The following is a 20,410-nucleotide window of genomic DNA, read 5'->3' as shown; positions in this document are numbered from 1 at the left end:
ATTTACCATAAGTTAATTAAAATGAACTACAAAGTTACGAGATGTTCATTTTTATTTCCGATTGAACTACTGGTAGTATTCTTAACAGTGTTAATTATCATCACATTGGTTATTTCAAAATGTTTCATGAAAATCAACACTATTTATATCAAAATTTACATAATATTTTCATTGTGTTAATTTTGAAATCCTTGTCGTTAGGGTGATGAATATGGGCGAAGAACTACTAGAAATCAAAAATTTGTCGACATCGTTCAGAATTGCAGACGACTATTATGCTGCGGTTGATGATGTTACCCTGTCTGTTCGCAAAAATGAAATTCTGGCTATCGTTGGAGAATCTGGTTCAGGAAAAAGTGCGCTCGCCTTTTCCATTATGGGGCTGCATACCAGAGCCAGAATTGACGGACAAATCAAATACAAGGGCCAGGACATCGTTACTATGTCTCCTGCTGCACTAAACAAGCTGCGCGGCCAAGAAATGTCTATGATTTTTCAAGATCCTTTATCCGCTTTAAACCCGCTAATGATCATCGGTTCACAGATTGAAGAAGTACTTATCCTACATGATTCCAAGCTTTCTAAGAAACAGCGAAAAGAGAAGGTCATTGATCTTTTGACCAAGGTTGGAATTTCCCGTCCCGAGCATACATATCAGCAGTACCCCCACGAATTATCCGGTGGCATGAGGCAGCGGGTGGTTATCGCCATTGCGATAGCCAATGGACCCAAGCTTTTGATCGCCGACGAGCCTACCACAGCACTAGATGTGACTATCCAATTACAAATCCTTGAACTTATTAAAAAATTAAAAAACGATATGGAAGCAGGCATTATCTTAATCACTCATGACTTAGGGGTTGTAAGCGAAATGGCTGACCGTGTTGCGGTGATGTATGCCGGACAAATCGTCGAAATCGCAGATATTTTTACGTTGACGTCTAATCCGAAACATCCATATACGAGATCCTTATTAAACTCCATTCCAACGGCAAAAGAAGAAAAATCCAGGTTGCATGTGATTCAGGGGATTGTTCCACCACTGCAAAACCTTCCGCGTAAGGGCTGCCGTTTCTCGGCACGGACACCTTGGATTCCTGAATCGGAGCATGAGGAGAACCCACAGCTGCATGAAGTCGCACCCGGACATTTCGTTCGCTGCACCTGTTATAACAATTTCCATTTCCCTGATACTAACGAGGAGGCAATCCACAATGGGACTTCTTGAGGTTAAAAATTTAGCAGTACATTTTCCGATCCACGGCGGTGTTTTTCGAAGGGAAGTTGGCGTAGTTAAGGCTGTCGATAATGTTAATTTTACCATTGAAGCTGGGCAAACCTATGGTCTGGTTGGTGAATCTGGTTCCGGAAAGACGACAACGGGTCGCGCGATTATAGGTCTTAATTCTATTACTAGCGGCAGCGTGATTTTTGAAGGGCAAGATTTGGCCTTGAGGGGTGTACGAAAGCAAAGAAATGTCCGCAAAGACATTCAGATGATCTTTCAGGATCCGTACTCTTCCTTAAATCCTAAGAAGCGTGTACTCGATATTATTGCAGAACCGTTGCGTAATTTCGAAAAAATGTCTCCAGGGGAAGAAAAACGCCGGGTGCAGGAATTGCTTTTACAAGTAGGCTTAAGTCCTGAGAACATCCTGAAATATCCGCATGAATTTTCTGGCGGCCAGCGGCAGCGGATCGGAATTGCCAGAGCAATTGCACTCAAGCCAAAACTTATTATTGCTGACGAGCCGGTATCTGCGCTAGATGTCTCAGTACAGGCACAGGTGCTTAACTTCATGCAGGACATTCAAAAAGAGCTGAATCTTACTTTTCTATTTATCAGTCATGATCTCGGGATCATCAGGCATATGTGCGATCACATAGGGATTATGTATAAAGGACGACATGTGGAGCAAGGGACTGCTAAAGATATTTTTGACAATCCTCAGCATATTTATACCAAACGACTCATTGCCGCCATTCCTGATATTGATCCGAAACAGAGAGAAAAGCAGACGGAATTCAGAAAATCAGTAAGCAAGGAATATGAACAAGCGCACCGGAATTATTTTGATGAAGAAGGCATGGCTTATCCATTAAAATCAATTTCCGAGACTCATCTGGTAGCCTTGCCTGAGAAAGGTTGAGAATATGTGGAAGATTATCGTTCGTAGAATTCTTATAATGATCCCTCAAGTAGTTCTATTAAGTATTCTTGTTTTTCTTATGGCGAAGGCGATGCCTGGTGACGCACTCTCAGGAATGCTCGATCCGAATATTGATCCGGCGGCCATTGATGCGATGAGAGAAAAGCTCGGTCTAAATGATCCATGGTACATCCAGTACTGGGATTGGATCACTAAAGCGATACAAGGGGATTTCGGCCAGTCCTTCCGTTTCAAAATGCCGGTCTCAGAGCTAATCGGACAACGCCTGATGAATACCCTTTGGCTGGCGATTGTTACGCTGATTCTTACATACCTTATTGCTATCCCGCTTGGTATTACCAGCGGACGTTATAACGATTCGTGGCTGGATCGCTTGATAACTGGCTATACCTATATTGGATTTGCTGCACCGTTGTTTATTTTTGCACTTTTAATGGTATGGGTTTTCGGATTTCATTTTCATTGGTTTCCTACCAGCGGCAGTGTCAGTCCCGGGGAAGTTCCAGGTACACTAAGTCACTTCTGGAGTAAATTCTACCATCTGCTTCTGCCTGCGTTATCTATGGCGCTAATTGCAACGGTTGGGACCGTCCAATATCTGAGAAATGAGATCATTGATACGAAGCAAAAAGATTTCATTCTCACTGCTAGAGCTAAAGGGGCTTCGGAGTCACGCGTATACAATCGTCATATTTTGAGAAACTCCTTGCTGCCGATCGCTGCATTTTTTGGATATGAGATCACTGGGCTAATCGGTGGTACGGTGTTCGTTGAAACGATTTTCAGCTATCCAGGAATGGGTTTGCTGTTTCTAAGTTCGATAACGATTCGGGATTTCAGCGTGGTAACAGCCCTCGTTCTTCTGTATGGGGTTGCTTCCATCGTCGGTGCGTTGTTATCAGACATTATTTTAAGTATCGTAGATCCTCGTATCCGGATTAAATAAGAAGATGAACACTTTGGGGTGAATGAAATGGCAAAGACGAGCGCAGAGATAGCTCTGCTGCAGGAAACTGATAAAAGTCCATCGGGCTTCAAAATTGTTTGGCGGGAGATGGTGCGGGATAAGCTGGCACTGGTCTCATTGATTTTCCTATTTACGATTATTGCTGCTGTATATGGGATCTCCTTATTTTTAGATCAGAAAGAAATTGTCACGGTTGACTTGTTCGCCCTATATGAGAAGCCTTCGGCTGTGCATTGGCTGGGGACTGATTATGGAGGACGGGATGTATTCGGTCAATTAATTATAGGAACACGAAATTCCATGTCTATTGCCTTTATGGTTACATTTTTTACGGGAATTATCGGTATTCTGGTAGGTTTAGTCTCAGGTTACTTTGGGGGAACGGTAGATAATGTCGCGATGCGTATTGTGGATTTCTTCATGATTCTACCTTTTCTAATGATTGTTATAGCTTTTGTCAGCGCAGTTCCTAAATACAATACGTTGACCTTCTCCTTTATCATGACAGCATTTCTTTGGATGGGGATTGCCAGGCTCATTCGTTCCAAGACATTACAAGAGAAGGAATTGGATTATGTTCAGGCATCTAAGACCCTAGGCTCCTCCAATCTAAAAATTATGTTTACGCAAGTTCTGCCGAACTTAAGCTCAATCATTATCGTAACAATGACCTTGAATCTGGCAGCTAATATTGGATTGGAATCAGGCCTATCCTTTCTAGGTTTTGGTTTTCCAGAAAGTACACCCAGTCTGGGTACTCTAGTAAGTTATGCGAGAAATCCGCAGACTCTTGAGTTCAGATGGTGGATCTGGTTACCCGCATCATTGCTGATCCTGGTATTGATGTTGAGTATAAATAATGTGGGTCAAGCGCTAAAACGTGCGACCGACGCAAGACAAAGAAAAGGATAATAAGGGAGGAAATGATTAAATGAGAAAAGCCATTCGTTCAAAAGCTTTACTAGTTTCATTAATGTTTGTAATGTTGTTCGCTCTTGCGGCTTGCGGCTCCAAGAACAACAACGAAGCGGCTGAATCAACAGCAGCTCCTAACGCCAGCGCACCTGCGGCAACCGCAGAAGCAACGGCCGCGCCTGAGGCAGAAGACGGACTTTATAACATTAAAGATTTCAGTAACGTTAAGACTAACCAAGGTGAAGCTATTGACGGAGGGACAATTACATTTGGACTTGTTTCCGATAGTCCATTTGAAGGCACTTTGAACTGGAACTTCTATTCTGGAGATCCAGATGCTCAAGTTCTTAACTGGTTTGATGAAGGTTTGTTAACTTGGGATAAAGACTATGTTTATACTAATGATGGTGCGGCTACTTATGAAGTTGCAGAAGATGGACGTACCTTTACCTTTACGATTCGCGACAATGTAAACTGGCAGGATGGTAAGCCAGTAACGGCTGAAGACTGGTTGTTCGCCCATGAAGTTATTGGTAATCCTGCTTATGATGGTCCTCGTTACGGTTCTGACTTCACTAATATTGAAGGCATGGATGAGTACCATTCCGGTAAGGCCAAAACCATATCCGGGATTAAAGTGCTGGGTGATAAGAAACTGCAAATTACTTATAAGCAATCTACACCTTCCTTGTTAACGGGTAGCGTATGGATTTATCCATTAGCCAAACATATCTTTGGCGGCATGGATGTTGCCAAAATCTCCTCTTCCCCTGAAGTCCGCCAAAAGCCAATTGGCTTCGGAGCTTTTAAAGTAGAGAGTATCGTTCCTGGTGAGTCTGTAGTATTTGTTAAGAATGAAGATTACTGGCGCGGAGCCCCTAAACTGGATAAAGTAATTTTGAAGGTTATCAACCCAACAACGATTGTACAAGAACTGAAATCTGGTGGAGTTGACTTGGTGGATTCCTTCCCTATTGATCAATACCCTGATAATGCAAAAATGTCAAACGTTGAATTCCTGGGTGCGGTTGATCGTGCTTATACGTATATAGGCTTTAAGCTTGGTAAATGGGATGCAACGAAAAAAGAGGTTGTTACCGATCCTAAAGCTAAAATGGCGGATGTGAATCTTCGTAAAGCAATGTGGGCAGCGGTTGACAATGATACTGTTGGTAAAAAGTTCTATAATGGTCTGCGTTGGAATGCGACTACCTTGATTCCACCTTCCCATCCTGAATTCCATGATGCTTCCAATCCAGGTGTAGCTTATGATCCAGAAGCAGCTAAGAAGATCCTGGATGACGCTGGTTACAAACTAAACGGTGAATTTAGAACGAATCCAGATGGCAGCGAGCTGAAGATTAATTTCATTTCGATGACTGGTGGAGACATTGCTGAGCCGTTGGCTCAATATTATGTACAATCCTGGAAAGCGATTGGTCTGAATGTAACTTTGGAAATGGTAGAGTTTAATACCTTCTATGATCGCATAGGTCAAAATGGTGAGGATGATCCTACTGTTGATGTGTACCAAGGCGCTTGGGGTGTAGGGATTGACGTTGACCCATCAGGTCTGTATGGCAAAGATGCAATCTATAACTTCCCACGTTACTCGAGTGCAGAGAACGATCGTTTGCTCGCCGAAGGGATATCCGAGGCTGCATTTGATGTAGACAAACGTAAAGAAATCTATAAAGAGTGGCAACAATTTATGGTTGACGAGATTCCAGTATTCCCAACACTTTATCGTGCTGTAATAGTGCCGGTTAATAACCGCGTCCTGAATTATTGGGCTGTTGGTGATGGAGTTGGAATCTATTATAACGACATTGCGGTTTCTGCAGATAAAGCTGCGGTAGCTCAGTAAGAGGGGATTAATGAACAGCAGTTCAAGGAGAGATCCTGAGCTGCTGTTTTTTGTTTTTCATTAAATTAACAATAATTCCTATATTTTGTGCATTATTTACTGTAAAAATATAGTGTTTTAATGAAAGATATGGTATATTTTGGGTGAGAGCGAAACTTTCGCTTAAATATAGCTCTTAGAGTGAGGTGAGTGGATGATCGCAATGACGGGTACCTGATTCAAGTGAGGGAGGTGTTACGGGACTGAGGTGTAATCTTTCTTGTGGCATTCACTGAAGAGAGGGGCAGTAGAAATGATCAAGAGGTATAGGAAACAAGGACTGGTGTTCAGTTTGTTGTTTACGCTTACATTTTGTTCAAATGCTGCATTTCAACCGGCGATAGCAGAGGCAGCGGCCGGAGACTACAACTATGCGGAGGTTCTACAAAAATCTATTTATTTCTACGAAACCCAGCGGTCTGGTGAATTGCCAGATAACAATCGGGTGGAATGGCGGGGCGATTCCGGTCTTTTGGACGGGGCGGATGTGGGACATGATCTGACTGGTGGTTGGTACGATGCCGGTGATCACGTTAAATTCGGTTTGCCTATGGCTTATTCTACAACGATGCTGGCGTGGTCAGTTTATGAGTACAAGCAAGGATATGAGGGGTCTGGGCAGCTGGAGGAAATTTTAGACAATATTCGCTGGGCAACCGATTATTTTGTAAAAGCTCATACCGCTCCTAACGAGCTGTGGGGACAAGTTGGTAACGGAACAACCGATCATAATTGGTGGGGACCCGCAGAAGTCATGCAGATGCAGAGACCTTCCTACAAAATTGATGCCACTCATCCCGGATCAGATCTTGCCGCAGAAACAGCTGCAGCGTTAGCTTCAGCATCCATTATTTTCAGGGATACGGATGCCGTATACGCGGACAAGCTGCTGCTGCATGCTAAACAGCTTTACAATTTTGCAGACACTTATCGCGGCTCCTACTCAGACAGCATTACCGACGTCAAACAATATTATAATTCTTGGAGCGGTTACGCGGATGAATTGAGCTGGGGGGCTGTCTGGTTGTATTTGGCGACTAACGATCAGCAGTATCTCAATAAGGCTATTGCAGCAAGCGATCAATGGGGAACGAATCAGGCTGGGAATTGGGGTTATCAGTGGACACAGTCTTGGGACGACAAGCATTATGGCGCTCAATTACTGTTGGCACGAATCACCGGGCAGACCAAGTTCATTCAATCCACTGAACGGAATATGCAGTATTGGACGACTGGAGTGGGTGGAACAAGTGACCGTGTTGCCTATACACCTGGCGGACTAGCCCATCTGGATCAATGGGGCGCATTGCGTTATGCAGCCAATCAGGCTTTTATGGCCTTCGTTTACTCAGACTGGGTGAGCGATCCGGTGAAGAAAGATACGGCGCGCTCTTTCGCGGAGAGACAAATTACGTATATGCTTGGTGACAATCCACGAAACAGCAGTTATGTTATCGGTTTTGGTAACAATTCTCCTCAGCATCCCCATCATCGAACCTCACATGGATCATGGAATGATAGTCAGAGCGTTCCGGTAAATCATCGCCATGTCTTGTACGGAGCGCTAGTTGGAGGCCCGTCCAAAACAGACAGCTACACCGACTCCATTAACGATTATGTCTCGAATGAAGTTGCAACCGATTACAATGCAGCTTTTACAGGAGCTATTGCAAAAATGGTGCTGCTGCATGGACAAGGGCAACAGCCGCTTGCACAATTTCCACCTGCAGAGACACGGGAAGATGAGATGTTTGTCGAAGCCTCTGTGAATGCTAGTGGCAGCAATTTCGTAGAGATTCGAGCATTGCTGAATAACCGTACGGGCTGGCCGGCAAGGGCCAGTAAAGAGATGTCTTTTAACTATTATGTGGATCTTAGTGAAGCGATAGCGGCTGGTTATGGTCCTGAGGATATTACGGTTACAGCGGGAGGCTACAATCAGGGTGGAACGGTGTCTGCACTTCAGCCTTACGATGCAGCTAACCATATCTACTATACTAAGGTTGATTTTACAGGTACTTTGATTTATCCGGGTGGACAATCTGCTCATCGTAAGGAGATTCAATTCCGAATTGCAGCTCCGCTGAACACTAACTTCTGGAATAATGCTAATGATTTTTCATTCCAAGGGGTGGCAGCTCAAGGAGTAACTCCTGTAAAAACAGCGAACATTCCGGTGTTTGATGCAGGTGTACACATGTATGGAGAACTTCCAGCGGGTGGCGGACAACCTGGAGAACCTCAAGTCCCTGCACGTCCGACTAATGTTCAGGCTGTAGCAGGTAATGGGACTGTCCATTTGACTTGGAGTGCGATTAGCGGGGTCAGTGAATATACCGTTAAACGCAGTGAAGTGAGTGGAGGCCCGTATACGGTGCTTGAGAATGTCACGGGAACGGATTACATGGATAGTGGACGGGTGAACGGAACCACTTATTATTATGTGATCACTGCCACGAATAGTGTAGGGGAGAGCTTGCCATCTATACAGGTTAGTGCTAAACCCCAAGAACCGACACAGCCCACAACGGGAAATTTGAAGGTGCAATATCGTACGAATGATACGAATGCCAGTGATGGACAGCTGCGCCCTCAGTTCCGAATTATGAATACAGGAACCGAGTCTGTGGCACTTAGCGGCTTGAAGCTGCGTTATTATTTCACTGTGGATGGGGATAAACCACAACAGTTTCATTGTGATTATGCTGTAGTGGGCAGTGGTAATTTAAGCGGCAGTTTTGTTAAGCTGAATCCCGCCAGTACGGGCGCGGATTATTATCTGGAGATTTCTTTTGGTGCAGGGGCTGGAAGTATAGCGCCTGGTGGAGATAGCGGCGAGATTCAGGCTCGCACCAATAAGACGGACTGGACGGCTTATAATGAAACGGATGATTATTCCTACAGCGCGGTTCAGCAGACATTTGCCGATTGGAATAAGGTTACACTTTATCAAGGTGAAACACTTGTATGGGGCTTAGAACCATAAATATATCCAAGAGAGGGAGCTTGCCTAAGATGATGAAATTGAGCTTAATAAAGAAGCCTGTTTCTGTAATAATGGCCGCAGTCCTGTTTCTCTCACTCATGACCGGTCTATTTAATTTTAGACCTCAGACTGCTCACGCTTCAACTACGGAGCAGACGCGATTTCTGCAATTATATGCGCAGCTAAAAGACCCCGCAAATGGTTATTTCTCTGCCGAAGGAGTACCTTATCATGCGGTAGAGACCTTGATGAGTGAAGCCCCTGATTACGGACATATGACGACCTCAGAAGCTTACAGTTATTGGATGTGGCTTGAGGTACTCTATGGTTATCACACAGGGGACTGGACTAAGCTGGAATCCGCTTGGGACAACATGGAGAAGTATATCATCCCTATTAACGAAGGTGATGGCAAGGAAGAGCAGCCAACCATGAGTTATTACAATCCGAACAGCCCGGCTACGTATGCAGCGGAGCATGCTCAGCCGGATCAGTATCCAAGTCAGCTAGGTGGCCAGTATACAGCAGGTAAAGATCCGCTAGATGCTGAATTGAAGGCGACGTATGGCAACAACCAGACCTACTTGATGCACTGGCTGGTAGACGTGGACAACTGGTACGGCTTCGGCAACTTGCTGAATCCTACGCATACAGCCGCTTATGTGAATACATTCCAACGGGGTGAACAAGAATCCGTTTGGGAGGCGGTCCCTCACCCGTCTCAAGATGACAAAACGTTCGGAAAAGCAAACGAAGGCTTCATGAGCCTGTTCACAAAAGAAGCTAACGTGCCTTCCGCTCAATGGCGTTACACGAATGCTACAGATGCCGATGCACGGGCAGTACAAGCAATGTACTGGGCTAAAGAGCTCGGCTACAACAATACAGTGTATTTGAATAAAGCTAAGAAAATGGGCGATTTCCTGCGGTACGGTATGTATGATAAATACTTCCAAAAAGTAGGAAGTGCAGCTACTGACGGCACCCCTGATGCCGGGACTGGCAAAGATTCCAATCAATATCTTCTGGCTTGGTATACCGCATGGGGCGGTGGACTTGGAGCTACAGGAAACTGGGCTTGGAGAATCGGTGCGAGCCATGCCCACCAAGGGTATCAGAATGTCGTGGCTGCCTACGCACTTTCTGATTCGGAAGGGGGTCTGATCCCGTCATCAGCTACAGCTGGGCAGGATTGGGAAAATTCTCTGAAACGTCAATTGGAATTTTATACTTGGCTGCAGTCCTCTGAAGGGGCAATTGCCGGTGGAGCGACCAATAGTTATCAAGGCGCTTACAAGGCTTATCCAGCTGGAACCAGTACTTTTTATGGCATGGCCTATGACGAAGCTCCAGTCTACCACGATCCTCCATCCAATAACTGGTTCGGAATGCAGGCATGGAGTGTGGAGCGGGTAGCAGAGCTGTACTATATCCTTGCTTCTAACGGAGACACTACATCTGAAAACTTCCAAATGGCAAAACAAGTTATAGAGAATTGGGTAGATTGGTCTAAAGATTATGCATTTGCCAACAAACGTCCAGTTACGGATGCTGAAGGTTATTACCTGAATAGCCAAGGAAATCGAATTCTTGGAGGCGCCAATCCACAAGTGGCTACAGTCTCTGCACCAGGAGAATTCTGGATTCCAGGTAATGTGGAATGGACAGGACAACCTAATACGTGGAATGGCTTCAGTGGTTCTGCCGCAAACAGTAACTTGAAAGCTGTAACTAAGAGTCCAAGCCAAGATACAGGTGTACTGGGCAGCTATATTAAGGCACTTACCTTCTATGCGGCTGGCACCAAAGCTGAACATGGCAGCTACAGTACTCTGGGAGGAGAAGCTCAGGTACTGGCTAAATCTTTGTTAGACACGGCATGGGGTTATAACGATGGAATTGGTATTGCAACTACCGAAAGCCGTGGAGATTATTCTCGCTATTTCACTAAAGAAGTCTATTTTCCAAGCGGCTGGACAGGTACATTCGGCCAAGGAAATACGATCCCTGGTACATCAACAGTGCCTTCCGATCCTGCTAAAGGCGGAAATGGGGTATATGCAAGCTATACCGATATCCGTCCAAATATCGTAAATGACTCCAAGTGGCAATATCTGCTGGACAAATACAATACTTCTTTTAATAAAGTGACTAAAACTTGGGACAATGGAGCCCCTGAATTTACCTACCATCGCTTCTGGTCGCAAGTAGATATGGCAACTGCTTATGCAGAATACGATCGACTGATCAACAGCAGCGTGCCTACTGAGCCAGTAGCTCCAAAAGCACCTTCCAAACCAAGTGCGGTCGCTGGTAACCAAGTTGTAGATCTTAGTTGGAACAACGTAACTGGAGCTACAAGCTATACTGTGAAAAGAGCTGCAACAACTGGTGGCCCTTACAGCGATGTGGCTGTTGTCACTCAAGCTACTTACAGTGACACTTCCGTGGTTAACGGTACGGATTATTACTATGTAGTTAGTGCTTCCAACGTGGTTGGAGAGAGCCCGAATTCGCCTGAGGTTCACGCCAAGCCTATGGATGTATCGATTCCGGCACAAGGAGATTTGGTGGTGAAGTACCGGACAAGTGATACCAATCCGGGAGATAATCAGTTCCGCCCGCAGCTGCAAATTGTTAACAATGGGGATACGGCTGTAGCGCTTAGCGATGTAAAGCTGCGGTATTATTACACGATTGATGGCGATAAACCTCAACAATTTAATGTTGACTATGCTAACATTGGTGGAAGTAATATACAGGGAACATTCGTGAAGGTAGACCCTGCCAAAACTGGAGCGGATTATTATTTAGAAATCTCCTTCGGCGCAGGTGCAGGCAGTCTTGCACCGGGAGCCAACACGGGTGATATCCAGATCCGGGTCAACAAAACGGACTGGAGTAATTACAACGAGGTTGGAGACTACTCTTATGACCCTACCAAAACATCGTACACGGAATGGAATCATGTGCCGTTGTACTTGAATGGTGCTCTAGCATGGGGACTTGAGCCTTAAAGTCTAAATGAGGGAAGCCCTAGCCATTTGGCTGGGGCTTTTTTTGTTATTGGCTGGTTAGCGACTGCACTTCGACTAATTGTGGCTTCATGTCCATTTTAATTGTATTTCCTACAACTAAAATAGGCTCTAGCCGCGTCAACGTAATTTAATTGCACTTCATACAACTATTTATCAGTATATGGATACTTATTGAGATATAAGCTCAGTTTAACTGTACAATGTGCAACTAAAACCCAAAAAGAAATAAAAAAGCACGAAATAGCTGTATTAAATACAACTATTTCGTGCTTTTGGTATGTTAGTTAGATATTGTGAGTTACTACGATTACTTGTAGATCAAGCTTTTATAGAAGCTTGGGTTACATTCACACTTGTGCTGAAGGAACAACCTTCTCCGCGTATTCTATCGTTCCGCCGCCGAGACATTGCTCCCCGAGATAGAAGACAACAGCTTGACCAGGTGTGATCGCTTTTTGTGGAACATCAAAGGCTACATTAATCGTTCCATCTTCACGCGCTGTAAGGGTCACGCCTTGATCTGGCTGGCGATACCGGAATTTGGCGGTGCATTTTAGCGGCTCTTGCCCAAGCGCTTGACCGTCAATCCAGTTAACACCGGAAGCAATCAGGCTAGTGGAGTACAGGCTGTGGTGCTTGTCTCCTTGTACTACATAAAGAATGTTGCGGCTAAGATCTTTTTCAGCTACAAACCACGGTTCGCCGTTGCCAGAGCCACCAATACCAAGGCCTTGGCGTTGGCCTAACGTGTAATACATAAGTCCGTCGTGGCAGCCTTTGATCTCTCCAGTTACTATGTCAACCATATCGCCAGCTTGTGCCGGGAGATATTGGCTGAGGAATTCGCGGAAGTTGCGCTCGCCGATAAAGCAGACGCCTGTGCTATCTTTTTTCTTGGCAGTGTAAAGTCCTGCTTCTTCAGCAATTCTCCGCACTTCAGGTTTCGGCAGATGTCCAATAGGGAACATTGTTTTAGAGAGTTGATGTTGCCCCAGTGCATTCAGGAAATAGGTTTGATCCTTATTGTTGTCTACGCCGCGGAGCAGCTTGTACACACCATCTTCTTCTATAACACGTGCGTAATGTCCAGTTGCGACATAATCGGCACCAAGCTGAAGAGCTTTGTTCAAAAATTCTCCAAACTTAATCTCGCGGTTGCACATGACGTCAGGATTTGGCGTCCGGCCGGCCTTATATTCATCGAGAAAATAAGAAAATACCTTATCAAAGTATTCCTTCTCGAAATTAACGGTATAGTAAGGAATATCAATCTGCTCGCATACGCGGCGAACATCCTCTGCATCGCTTTCGGCCGTACATACTCCGAATTCGTCGGTATCGTCCCAGTTCTTCATGAAGATGCCGATGACGTCATAGCCCTGCTGCTTGAGCAGAAGCGCCGTGACGGAGGAATCGACCCCTCCGGACATGCCGACGACGACACGGGTGTCTTGTTTTGCTTTTGTCATCGTAATCACCATTTCTGTACCCAAAATACCGGTCATTCATGGAACACCCGGCTCAAAATGTATTATAACATACCTGTCTACTCTAAACCTCTGAAATAAGAGACTGGAAACAACAAAATGTCCACCTGGGGTGAACATTCTCGTAAAATGTTTTGTTTTCCATTTCATTTGTGACTTCGGATATGATAACATAAACTGAGAGTAATTATCGGAATACCTTGATATGACAATCAAAATGACTTGCCGAATCAATAGTATACAATAATCAGACATTAAACTGAAAGAGGTGCCCCTTTGAAAATATCAACTAAAGGTCGTTACGGACTAACAATTATGATGGAGCTTGCACTGAAATTTGGTGAAGGACCAACTTCACTTAAGAGTATCGCTGAGAAAAATGGTCTTTCCGAGCATTATCTGGAGCAACTAATTGCTCCTCTGCGCAATGCAGGACTTGTAAAAAGTATTCGTGGAGCATATGGCGGATACATTTTGTCGCGTGAGGCGAATGCTATCACTGCCGGTGATATCATCCGTGTGCTGGAGGGCCCTATCTCTCCTGTAGACTTCACGGAAGAGGACGATGCAGCGAAACGGGATTTATGGTTGCGTATTCGCGACAGTATTGCCGATGTGCTGGATTCCACAACACTTTATGATTTGATTAACTACAAAGAAGAGAGTTTGGCTGACAATTACATGTTTTACATTTAAGATTTGGAAATACATTCCAAAAAATAATGTGTCAACCTTTAGGCTCCCATTTGGGAGTCTTTTTTTATCTTTTTTTATCTTTTATTATCTGTGATTCTATTTGTTCTTACGTTTATTAAGGAGCGTAATCCAGCAGCAAAAGGCTCCGATGAACGCTGCGAGAATCGGTATCCATTGATTAGTAGTCAAGTAAGCACCTCTACAGTACTTATAATTCTTTCGTCATAAAAACACTATAGGGGTCTTCAATGTAATCTGCAAACGGACTACAGTATTCAAACCCATATTGTTCATATAGTTTTCTAGCCGCTTCGAACCCTTCAGTGGATCCGGTTTCCAAGCTCAGCCGCCGATAGCCTTGTTGCTTAGCTTCTTTAATAATATGGGCAAGCATTTTAGATGCAATGCCCTTCCTAAGATGCTTGGTAGAAGTACGCATGGATTTGATTTCACCATGATGGCTACCCATGTCTTTAAGAGCACCGCAACCTAAGAGTTCGCCCTGCTCCCAGGCACTCCAGAAGGTGATTTCAGGTGTTTTTAATTTATCTAAATTCAACGCATGTACACTCTCTGGGGGAGATTGCTCAAACATGCTCTGAAGATGTTCACTGATCAATGCTATGATTTCGGTTCCGGTTAAGTTATCGATTCTAATCTCCAAATTATTCACTCCCAATGATAAGATTATGGTTTGTTGTATACATCAAGTTTCTTTAGCGGAGTTCGCTATTATATGTTGTAGCAATCGGTCCAAGGCTTTCTGTGTAAGTGGCATAAAGTAATTAAGAATTAATCCGCCTAAACAAATGGTAAGTAGAGTGCCAATCCCAATAGGTCCATTGAAAATAATGGCGGCAAATAAGAAAACAAGATAAATGATTGTTCTAGTAAATAGTATACTAAGCCTAGTTATCGTTTGCAGTACTAATGTTAGCCGGTCCACTGGAATCGGTGCGAAATTTGCGTATAAATAAATGGATGTACCTAATCCAATTGCGATTAAGCCTAAACCATAAAAAGCAATTTTACTGATCCACAGATTAGGCTCGATCAGATAGTTAAACAAAAAAAGCCACATATCAATACCTAAGCCTGCTATGAATGCAGTTACCAGCCCTAATAATTCCGGTCTTTGCTTGGATAAACATGAATTACATCCAATCAATAGGCATGCGATCAGCACTTCCCAACTGCCTACTGTAAGACCGACATTTTTGGATAGACCCACTAAAAGTGCATCAAAAGGTGACGCTCCAAGGTCAGAGATTATTGTTAGTGAAACTCCTAGGGTTAAGATGAAAATCCCGCAAGTGAAAATGGAAAACGTAGTTACACTAAACTTCTTCATTCTTTTGAAGCAGAAAGATCTTTAGTCATTAAAAGATGAGGGATGCCATCCTCCATAAATTCAGTAGATGAAGCCCGATAACCAAGTTTTTTATAGAAGCCCTCCGCCTGAGTTTGCCCGTGCAATTTAACCATTTGATGCCCCTTTTCCACCACGATCTCTTCTAATGCAGAAATAATTTTTTTCCCAATTCCAAATTTACGATAAGGTTCTAGGATGCAAATACGCTCTAACTTACCTATACCATCAAGAACGCGGATCCTTCCTGTGGCAACTGGTTGCCCATCATAATAGGCCAGGACATGTTCACATTCTCCATTCAGTGTATCGAATTCATCAAATTCATCATTAAGGGGAACGCCTTGTTCCTCAACAAATACTTTTTTTCTGATTGAAAATGCAGCTTCAAGTTCCTCGATTAGTGTAATTCTTTTAAGATTCATTCTTGCTTACTCCATTCTGTATTTGTTTTTTTTAGGAAAAACGTCATAATGAATTAACGACAATTATAAGTATATATACAATCAATATTGTTGTAAATACAACATTATTGGAACTGGTAGGTGATTGAATGAAAGAGATCCTTCGTGAAGTTGGAATGATAGCGAGGGTATTAGATTCCATAAGTAATATAGAGTTCAAGGAATTAGAGCTTACAAAGGGGCAGTATTTATATCTGGTCCGGATATATGAGAATCCGGGCATTATTCAAGAAAAGCTGTCGGAAATGATAAAGGTGGACCGAACAACAGCAGCACGTGCGATTCAGAAGCTTGAAATCCAAGGTTTTATTGAAAAGAAAGACGATGAAACGAACAAAAAAATAAAAAGGTTATTCACAACTGAAAAAGGCAAACAAGCCTACTCTTTTCTGAAGAGAGAAGGGGACCATACCGACTTGGTTGCGTTAGCAGGATTATCTGAAAAAGAAACGGAAGTCTTGTTTCAACTTTTGCAAAGAGTTAGGAAAAATGTTGAGGTTGAGTGGGAGTACGTAAAGAAGGGAAATAAAAGAGAGTACTAAAATCAGAAATTGTTATTGAACTAACCCAACACGATCACAAGAAAAAATGCCTTGCTAGTGATTATACTGGCAGGGCATTTTAATGAGATGATTCATATATCAACGGAGCCGTGGAACGTGCGGAGCGGAGAATAAAAAAAGAACACCCTAAAGTGTTCATTAAGGTTAATTAATGTTAATTATTGTGCTGCGGGGGTATTTCCCATTGCAATAGAAATTCTGTTCCAACTGTTGATTTGATTAATAATCAGCACAAGATCAACATATTGTTTCTCATCGTAATGTTCACGTACTTGCTTATATAGATCATCCGGAACTCTTTTGGAAGGGATTAGCGTAATATGCTCAGCTAGTTCTAGAGCAACCTTCTCTTCAGGTGTATAAAAAGTACATTCCTCCCAAACATTTAAACAATAAATTCGTTGTTCAGTTTCACCCATTTTACGAGCTTCGGATGTATGCATATCTATACAGAAAGCACATCCGTTAATTTGAGAAACTCTGATTTTGATAAGTTCTCTTGTAGTCCGATTAATCGTAGATTTTTTGGTGTACATCTCCATATCCATCATGATTTTCATACCCTCAGGTGCAACTTCATTGTAAGCAACTCTTTGACTCATTAGGCAAGACTCCTTAGGCTTTAGTTTAGGAATAGTATAACTTTATTTTAACACTATTATTCTTTATATGCGAACATTTGTACTTATTTTTGTTTATAAGAAGGCAGAAATCACCCGCCGACATATCCTCAAAGCGGAACGGAAATGATATCAATATAATCTTCTACCTGTCTAATTGGCTGTTATTCCACGAGTTTCCCCTTCCTCTTGCCTCACAACTATCGGCTTCCTGGTGAATAAGTTGATAGAAACCAAGAGGAGGAGTGAGGAAATGCCTTATACAACAGGTCTTATTACAAATACAAGAGCAACTGGTACTGCAGCAAGTAATGTAGTAGTCAGTGTTCGTAACACAAGTAATGCGAGTGCAATGATGATCGTCGAAGTTTTTGGTGTTCCATATTCGATGCCAGCTCTTACTCCGCTTTATGTCACAGGGTATTACGTTCCTGCAAAGAGTTCTGATATTAGAGAGTTTTTCATTGGGGGCAATTTGGCTTACGAGGTACAAATTAGTAGTCCTTTTCCTTTGGCAGAAGTAGTTACCTCCGTGTATGGGCTGGACGAGTTCGGAAATCTAGTTACTGATCAGCGAGTGCTTCAATCTGAATTGACGCAGATTACGGCATTATCTATCCCTATATAATAGTAACGTTTAGACCATTAAGCAGCAGTCGCTGAAAGAAATAGGGCGATTGCTGCTTTTTTAGGCGCAATAAAGTATTTTAGGGGCATTCACACAATCATATGAGAGGAATCAAAATATACTGATTTTATACTCCAATGTAGAGAGAGGTAAAAATCATGGCGGATGTAGGAGTAGTTATGCCTGTGTATACCCAAAAGCCCGAGTTTCTGCGGCAAGCTCTGCAGTCTGTTCTACACCAATCTTTTACCAATTTTCGGCTGGTTGTTGTGATCGATGGAGCACCAGATATGGAACCGCTCGTGAGCTCCATTATTGTCGAAGATCCGAGGGTAACGGTTATCTCTTACGCACAGAACAGGGGTATAGCACATGCACTGAATACTGGCTTTGATCTTTTGTTTAGTGAGCCCAGTATTCAATATTTGAGTTGGGTTTCCAGCGACAATGTTTATGAACCCCGTTTCCTCGAAATCCTTCGGGGGGCGCTAGTTAGAGGTCCACAGGAGTTAGGCATCGTGTTCAGTTCTTTTCAAAGCATCGATAACGAGGGAAAGTTTCTTCACAACGAACATCAATTGGCTACGCAGCGTAATTATCAGTCACAGCCCAAAGAGAGATTGCTGGATTATTCGCTCATTGGCGTATCTTTTATGTACAAAACACAGATTGCGAAGCTTGTTGGAGCTTATGGAATGGAACCGGTGGAAGATTATGATTACTGGCTGAGACTGGCTGAACATTGTGAGATTCGCTTTATACCGGTGGAACTGGTGAATTATCGTGTAGATTCTACCTTTAGTGTATCTGCCCAGTTACATTCGGTTGAAAATCATCGTAGATGGAGATATGCCTATCATTTGACCCGCCATCAGGCGCGGTTTCGCAGAGGGATTCCGGCGATGATTACCGTTTTATATCCTGTAGTGAATGCTTGTGCGGATGAAATAACGAGGATAGAGAATCTGTACGAACAAACGTATAGCAATTATGAATGCCGGGTGCTGGATTTATCAACTACACGTCAGCCATCAGCTCTATTGGAAACCATACCTCATCCTGCGACAGCGTTCGCTTGGCTGCCTGGGGCTGTGGAGTCACACGCGATTTGCAGTGCTATTGAGCAGCTATCCACCCCATTTACGATAGTTTTAGGTCCAAAGGTTTTTATAGGAGCGCTCGATATTGAGTACATGCTGGAAGCTTTGATTACTACGGGTGGGGATACGATTTCCAACTACTACACGGATGATCATAGCTTGATTGGATTTCGACACAGACATGTCCCCTCGACCAAAAGCCACTATTATAATGAGCTGTTTCGCAGCGCGGATTTGTATGATTTGTTGAAGACCTCTTTTACCTAAAATAATTTGCGAATGAGTGATCATGATGAAGATTTTGTTCACTTTTTATAACCCGAGTGGTGGTATGCAAACTCTGAACCGAGTTCGCTGCCAAGCGTTATATGCTCGCGGTGTAGAGTGCCATTTACTGTATACACACCATGGAAAAGGACAGCAGAATATCCGTAACATTCAAACGCATATTACCAATAGTGATGACGAGATCAGGGCAATGCTTGCTCGGGAAGCTTTTGACTTAATTGTAGTGTGTACGGATATTAACTTAGCAGAGCGGATTCGAGGGTTTGGGTATAAAGGGGCGCTTGTTTTTGAAGTGCAGGGTTTAGGTACCTTAGATGAAGCTGAGCAGGTCGTTAATAATTTTACAGAGCGCATTTACAGGCTCACCGATGCACTGCTGTATCCGGAAACAACCCATTTGCAGGCGCTTTTCAAAGGCGGATTTCCAACCATTCCACAATATTGTTTTGATGATCCGATCGATTGCGATCAGTTTGGATATACCAATTATCCCGCGAAAAGTTTCCCTATCCTCGGTTGGGTAGGACGCATTCAAACGAATAAGAATTGGCGGGAATTTCTGCAAATCGGGCAAAGGCTGCTGACGATCCATCCCGAGCTTTATTTATGGATTTTTCAGGATGATACGTTGTTTGATCCAGAGCAAAAAGAAAGCTTTGATCAATTTGTAGCTGAGACAGGGATTTCTTCACGATTAATTTCGTATTCCAATATTCCTCATGAGCAAATGGCAGATTATATGAGCATTATTGGTGATTCGGGAGGGTTGCTCCTTTCGACCTCAATTTTGGAAGGATTTGGATACGCGGTTGCTGAGGCGATGTTGTGCCGTTGTCCTGTACTTACTACAGATTCAGACGGCGTTCGAAGACTCGTCATTAACAATCACACTGGAAAAATATACACGAGAGGGCAGCTGGATGAAGCTGTGAATGCTGCTCTATCCTTAATGGATGATCCGGCACTGCGGGCCAGAATCAGGATGAATGGAGAATGGCATATCCGGACTAACCTGTCCTCCGAGCTGTATGCAGACAGATTTCTACAGATGTATCATCAATTGATGGGACGTAGAATTCAAATTGAGCGGCGCTGGTCTTAACTCTGCGGTTAATCTGCAGGGTTAAGATGTTTTTTCATGGATTAACAACGAGGTCAGAATTAGTGTCAATAAAAGGGTGACAATCATTCCCACCATTTGAATAATATTGT

Annotated in this window: 17 protein-coding genes; 12 read left to right on the top strand and 5 right to left on the bottom strand. The window is 43.5% G+C overall.

The features are described 5' to 3' along the window. Positions 1-211: 211 nt before the first annotated feature. The 7 genes from NSQ55_RS23655 (at position 212) to NSQ55_RS23625 (ending at position 11,962) form a co-directional block, all read left to right on the top strand. Positions 212-1,228, top strand: coding sequence for an ABC transporter ATP-binding protein (locus tag NSQ55_RS23655; protein ID WP_076129669.1), 1,017 nt, complete (start codon positions 212-214; stop codon positions 1,226-1,228). Continuing rightward, the gene (locus NSQ55_RS23650; protein WP_036677615.1) at positions 1,215-2,150 is read left to right on the top strand and encodes an ATP-binding cassette domain-containing protein; all 936 of its coding nucleotides are present in this window, start codon (positions 1,215-1,217) and stop codon (positions 2,148-2,150) included. The genes NSQ55_RS23655 and NSQ55_RS23650 overlap by 14 nt, the downstream gene beginning before the upstream one ends. Positions 2,151-2,154: 4 nt before the next feature. Continuing rightward, on the top strand, positions 2,155-3,117 hold the full coding sequence (gene opp4B / locus NSQ55_RS23645) for an oligopeptide ABC transporter permease (RefSeq protein WP_036677612.1): 963 nt from the start codon (positions 2,155-2,157) through the stop codon (positions 3,115-3,117). A gap of 27 nt (positions 3,118-3,144) precedes the next feature. Then, on the top strand, positions 3,145-4,050 hold the full coding sequence (locus tag NSQ55_RS23640) for an ABC transporter permease (RefSeq protein ID WP_076129671.1): 906 nt from the start codon (positions 3,145-3,147) through the stop codon (positions 4,048-4,050). A 19-nt stretch (positions 4,051-4,069) separates the two neighbouring features. Next, a complete protein-coding gene (locus NSQ55_RS23635) occupies positions 4,070-5,920 on the top strand; it encodes an oligopeptide ABC transporter substrate-binding protein (RefSeq protein ID WP_076185503.1) in 1,851 nt (616 codons plus the stop codon). A gap of 292 nt (positions 5,921-6,212) precedes the next feature. Continuing rightward, complete coding sequence (locus tag NSQ55_RS23630; RefSeq protein WP_339169396.1) at positions 6,213-8,945, top strand: glycoside hydrolase family 9 protein; 2,733 nt, start codon at positions 6,213-6,215, stop codon at positions 8,943-8,945. Between the two features lie 32 nt (positions 8,946-8,977). After that, a complete protein-coding gene (locus NSQ55_RS23625; protein ID WP_339174591.1) occupies positions 8,978-11,962 on the top strand; it encodes a glycoside hydrolase family 48 protein in 2,985 nt (994 codons plus the stop codon). 368 nt (positions 11,963-12,330) lie between these two features. Here the strand turns inward: NSQ55_RS23625 and mnmA are convergent, their stop codons facing one another. Then, positions 12,331-13,452 (bottom strand): tRNA 2-thiouridine(34) synthase MnmA, encoded by a 1,122-nt coding sequence (gene mnmA / locus NSQ55_RS23620; protein ID WP_339174589.1) that lies wholly within the window; start codon positions 13,450-13,452, stop codon positions 12,331-12,333. A 294-nt stretch (positions 13,453-13,746) separates the two neighbouring features. Here mnmA and NSQ55_RS23615 point away from each other — a divergent pair, with 294 nt between their 5' ends. Next, positions 13,747-14,166, top strand: a complete 420-nt coding sequence (locus NSQ55_RS23615) for an Rrf2 family transcriptional regulator (RefSeq protein WP_036677599.1) — start codon at positions 13,747-13,749, stop codon at positions 14,164-14,166. A 208-nt stretch (positions 14,167-14,374) separates the two neighbouring features. Here NSQ55_RS23615 and NSQ55_RS23610 read toward each other — a convergent pair whose 3' ends face one another. Genes NSQ55_RS23610 through NSQ55_RS23600 form a run of 3 tightly spaced genes read right to left on the bottom strand, consistent with a single transcriptional unit; the run spans position 14,375 to position 15,960 of the window. Beyond that, positions 14,375-14,830, bottom strand: a complete 456-nt coding sequence (locus NSQ55_RS23610; protein ID WP_076179368.1) for a GNAT family N-acetyltransferase — start codon at positions 14,828-14,830, stop codon at positions 14,375-14,377. Positions 14,831-14,872: 42 nt separating this feature from the next. Next, positions 14,873-15,517, bottom strand: a complete 645-nt coding sequence (locus tag NSQ55_RS23605) for a YitT family protein (protein WP_339169392.1) — start codon at positions 15,515-15,517, stop codon at positions 14,873-14,875. Beyond that, positions 15,514-15,960, bottom strand: coding sequence for a GNAT family N-acetyltransferase (locus NSQ55_RS23600; protein ID WP_280753808.1), 447 nt, complete (start codon positions 15,958-15,960; stop codon positions 15,514-15,516). The genes NSQ55_RS23605 and NSQ55_RS23600 overlap by 4 nt, the downstream gene beginning before the upstream one ends. 128 nt (positions 15,961-16,088) lie before the next feature. On the opposite strand from NSQ55_RS23600, the gene NSQ55_RS23595 reads away from it, so the two are divergent. After that, positions 16,089-16,541, top strand: a complete 453-nt coding sequence (locus NSQ55_RS23595) for a MarR family transcriptional regulator (protein ID WP_339169388.1) — start codon at positions 16,089-16,091, stop codon at positions 16,539-16,541. 179 nt (positions 16,542-16,720) lie between these two features. On the opposite strand, the gene NSQ55_RS23590 is transcribed toward NSQ55_RS23595, so the two are convergent. Then, the gene (locus tag NSQ55_RS23590) at positions 16,721-17,164 is read right to left on the bottom strand and encodes a carboxymuconolactone decarboxylase family protein (RefSeq protein WP_076281201.1); all 444 of its coding nucleotides are present in this window, start codon (positions 17,162-17,164) and stop codon (positions 16,721-16,723) included. A gap of 271 nt (positions 17,165-17,435) precedes the next feature. Between NSQ55_RS23590 and NSQ55_RS23585 the strand changes: the two genes are divergently transcribed. The 3 genes from NSQ55_RS23585 to NSQ55_RS23575 all read left to right on the top strand — a co-directional run bounded on the left by NSQ55_RS23585 (position 17,436) and on the right by NSQ55_RS23575 (position 20,300). After that, the gene (locus tag NSQ55_RS23585) at positions 17,436-17,810 is read left to right on the top strand and encodes a hypothetical protein (protein WP_076129677.1); all 375 of its coding nucleotides are present in this window, start codon (positions 17,436-17,438) and stop codon (positions 17,808-17,810) included. A 158-nt stretch (positions 17,811-17,968) separates the two neighbouring features. Further along, on the top strand, positions 17,969-19,177 hold the full coding sequence (locus NSQ55_RS23580; RefSeq protein WP_076129678.1) for a glycosyltransferase: 1,209 nt from the start codon (positions 17,969-17,971) through the stop codon (positions 19,175-19,177). A gap of 22 nt (positions 19,178-19,199) precedes the next feature. Further along, complete coding sequence (locus tag NSQ55_RS23575) at positions 19,200-20,300, top strand: glycosyltransferase family 4 protein (protein WP_256717216.1); 1,101 nt, start codon at positions 19,200-19,202, stop codon at positions 20,298-20,300. Positions 20,301-20,410 lie beyond the last annotated feature (110 nt).

Origin of the sequence: Paenibacillus sp. FSL H7-0943, from assembly GCF_037963265.1 — a bacterium.
GTDB lineage: Bacteria > Bacillota > Bacilli > Paenibacillales > Paenibacillaceae > Paenibacillus_AQ > Paenibacillus_AQ odorifer.
This window is presented reverse-complemented; position numbering and strand designations above follow the sequence as displayed.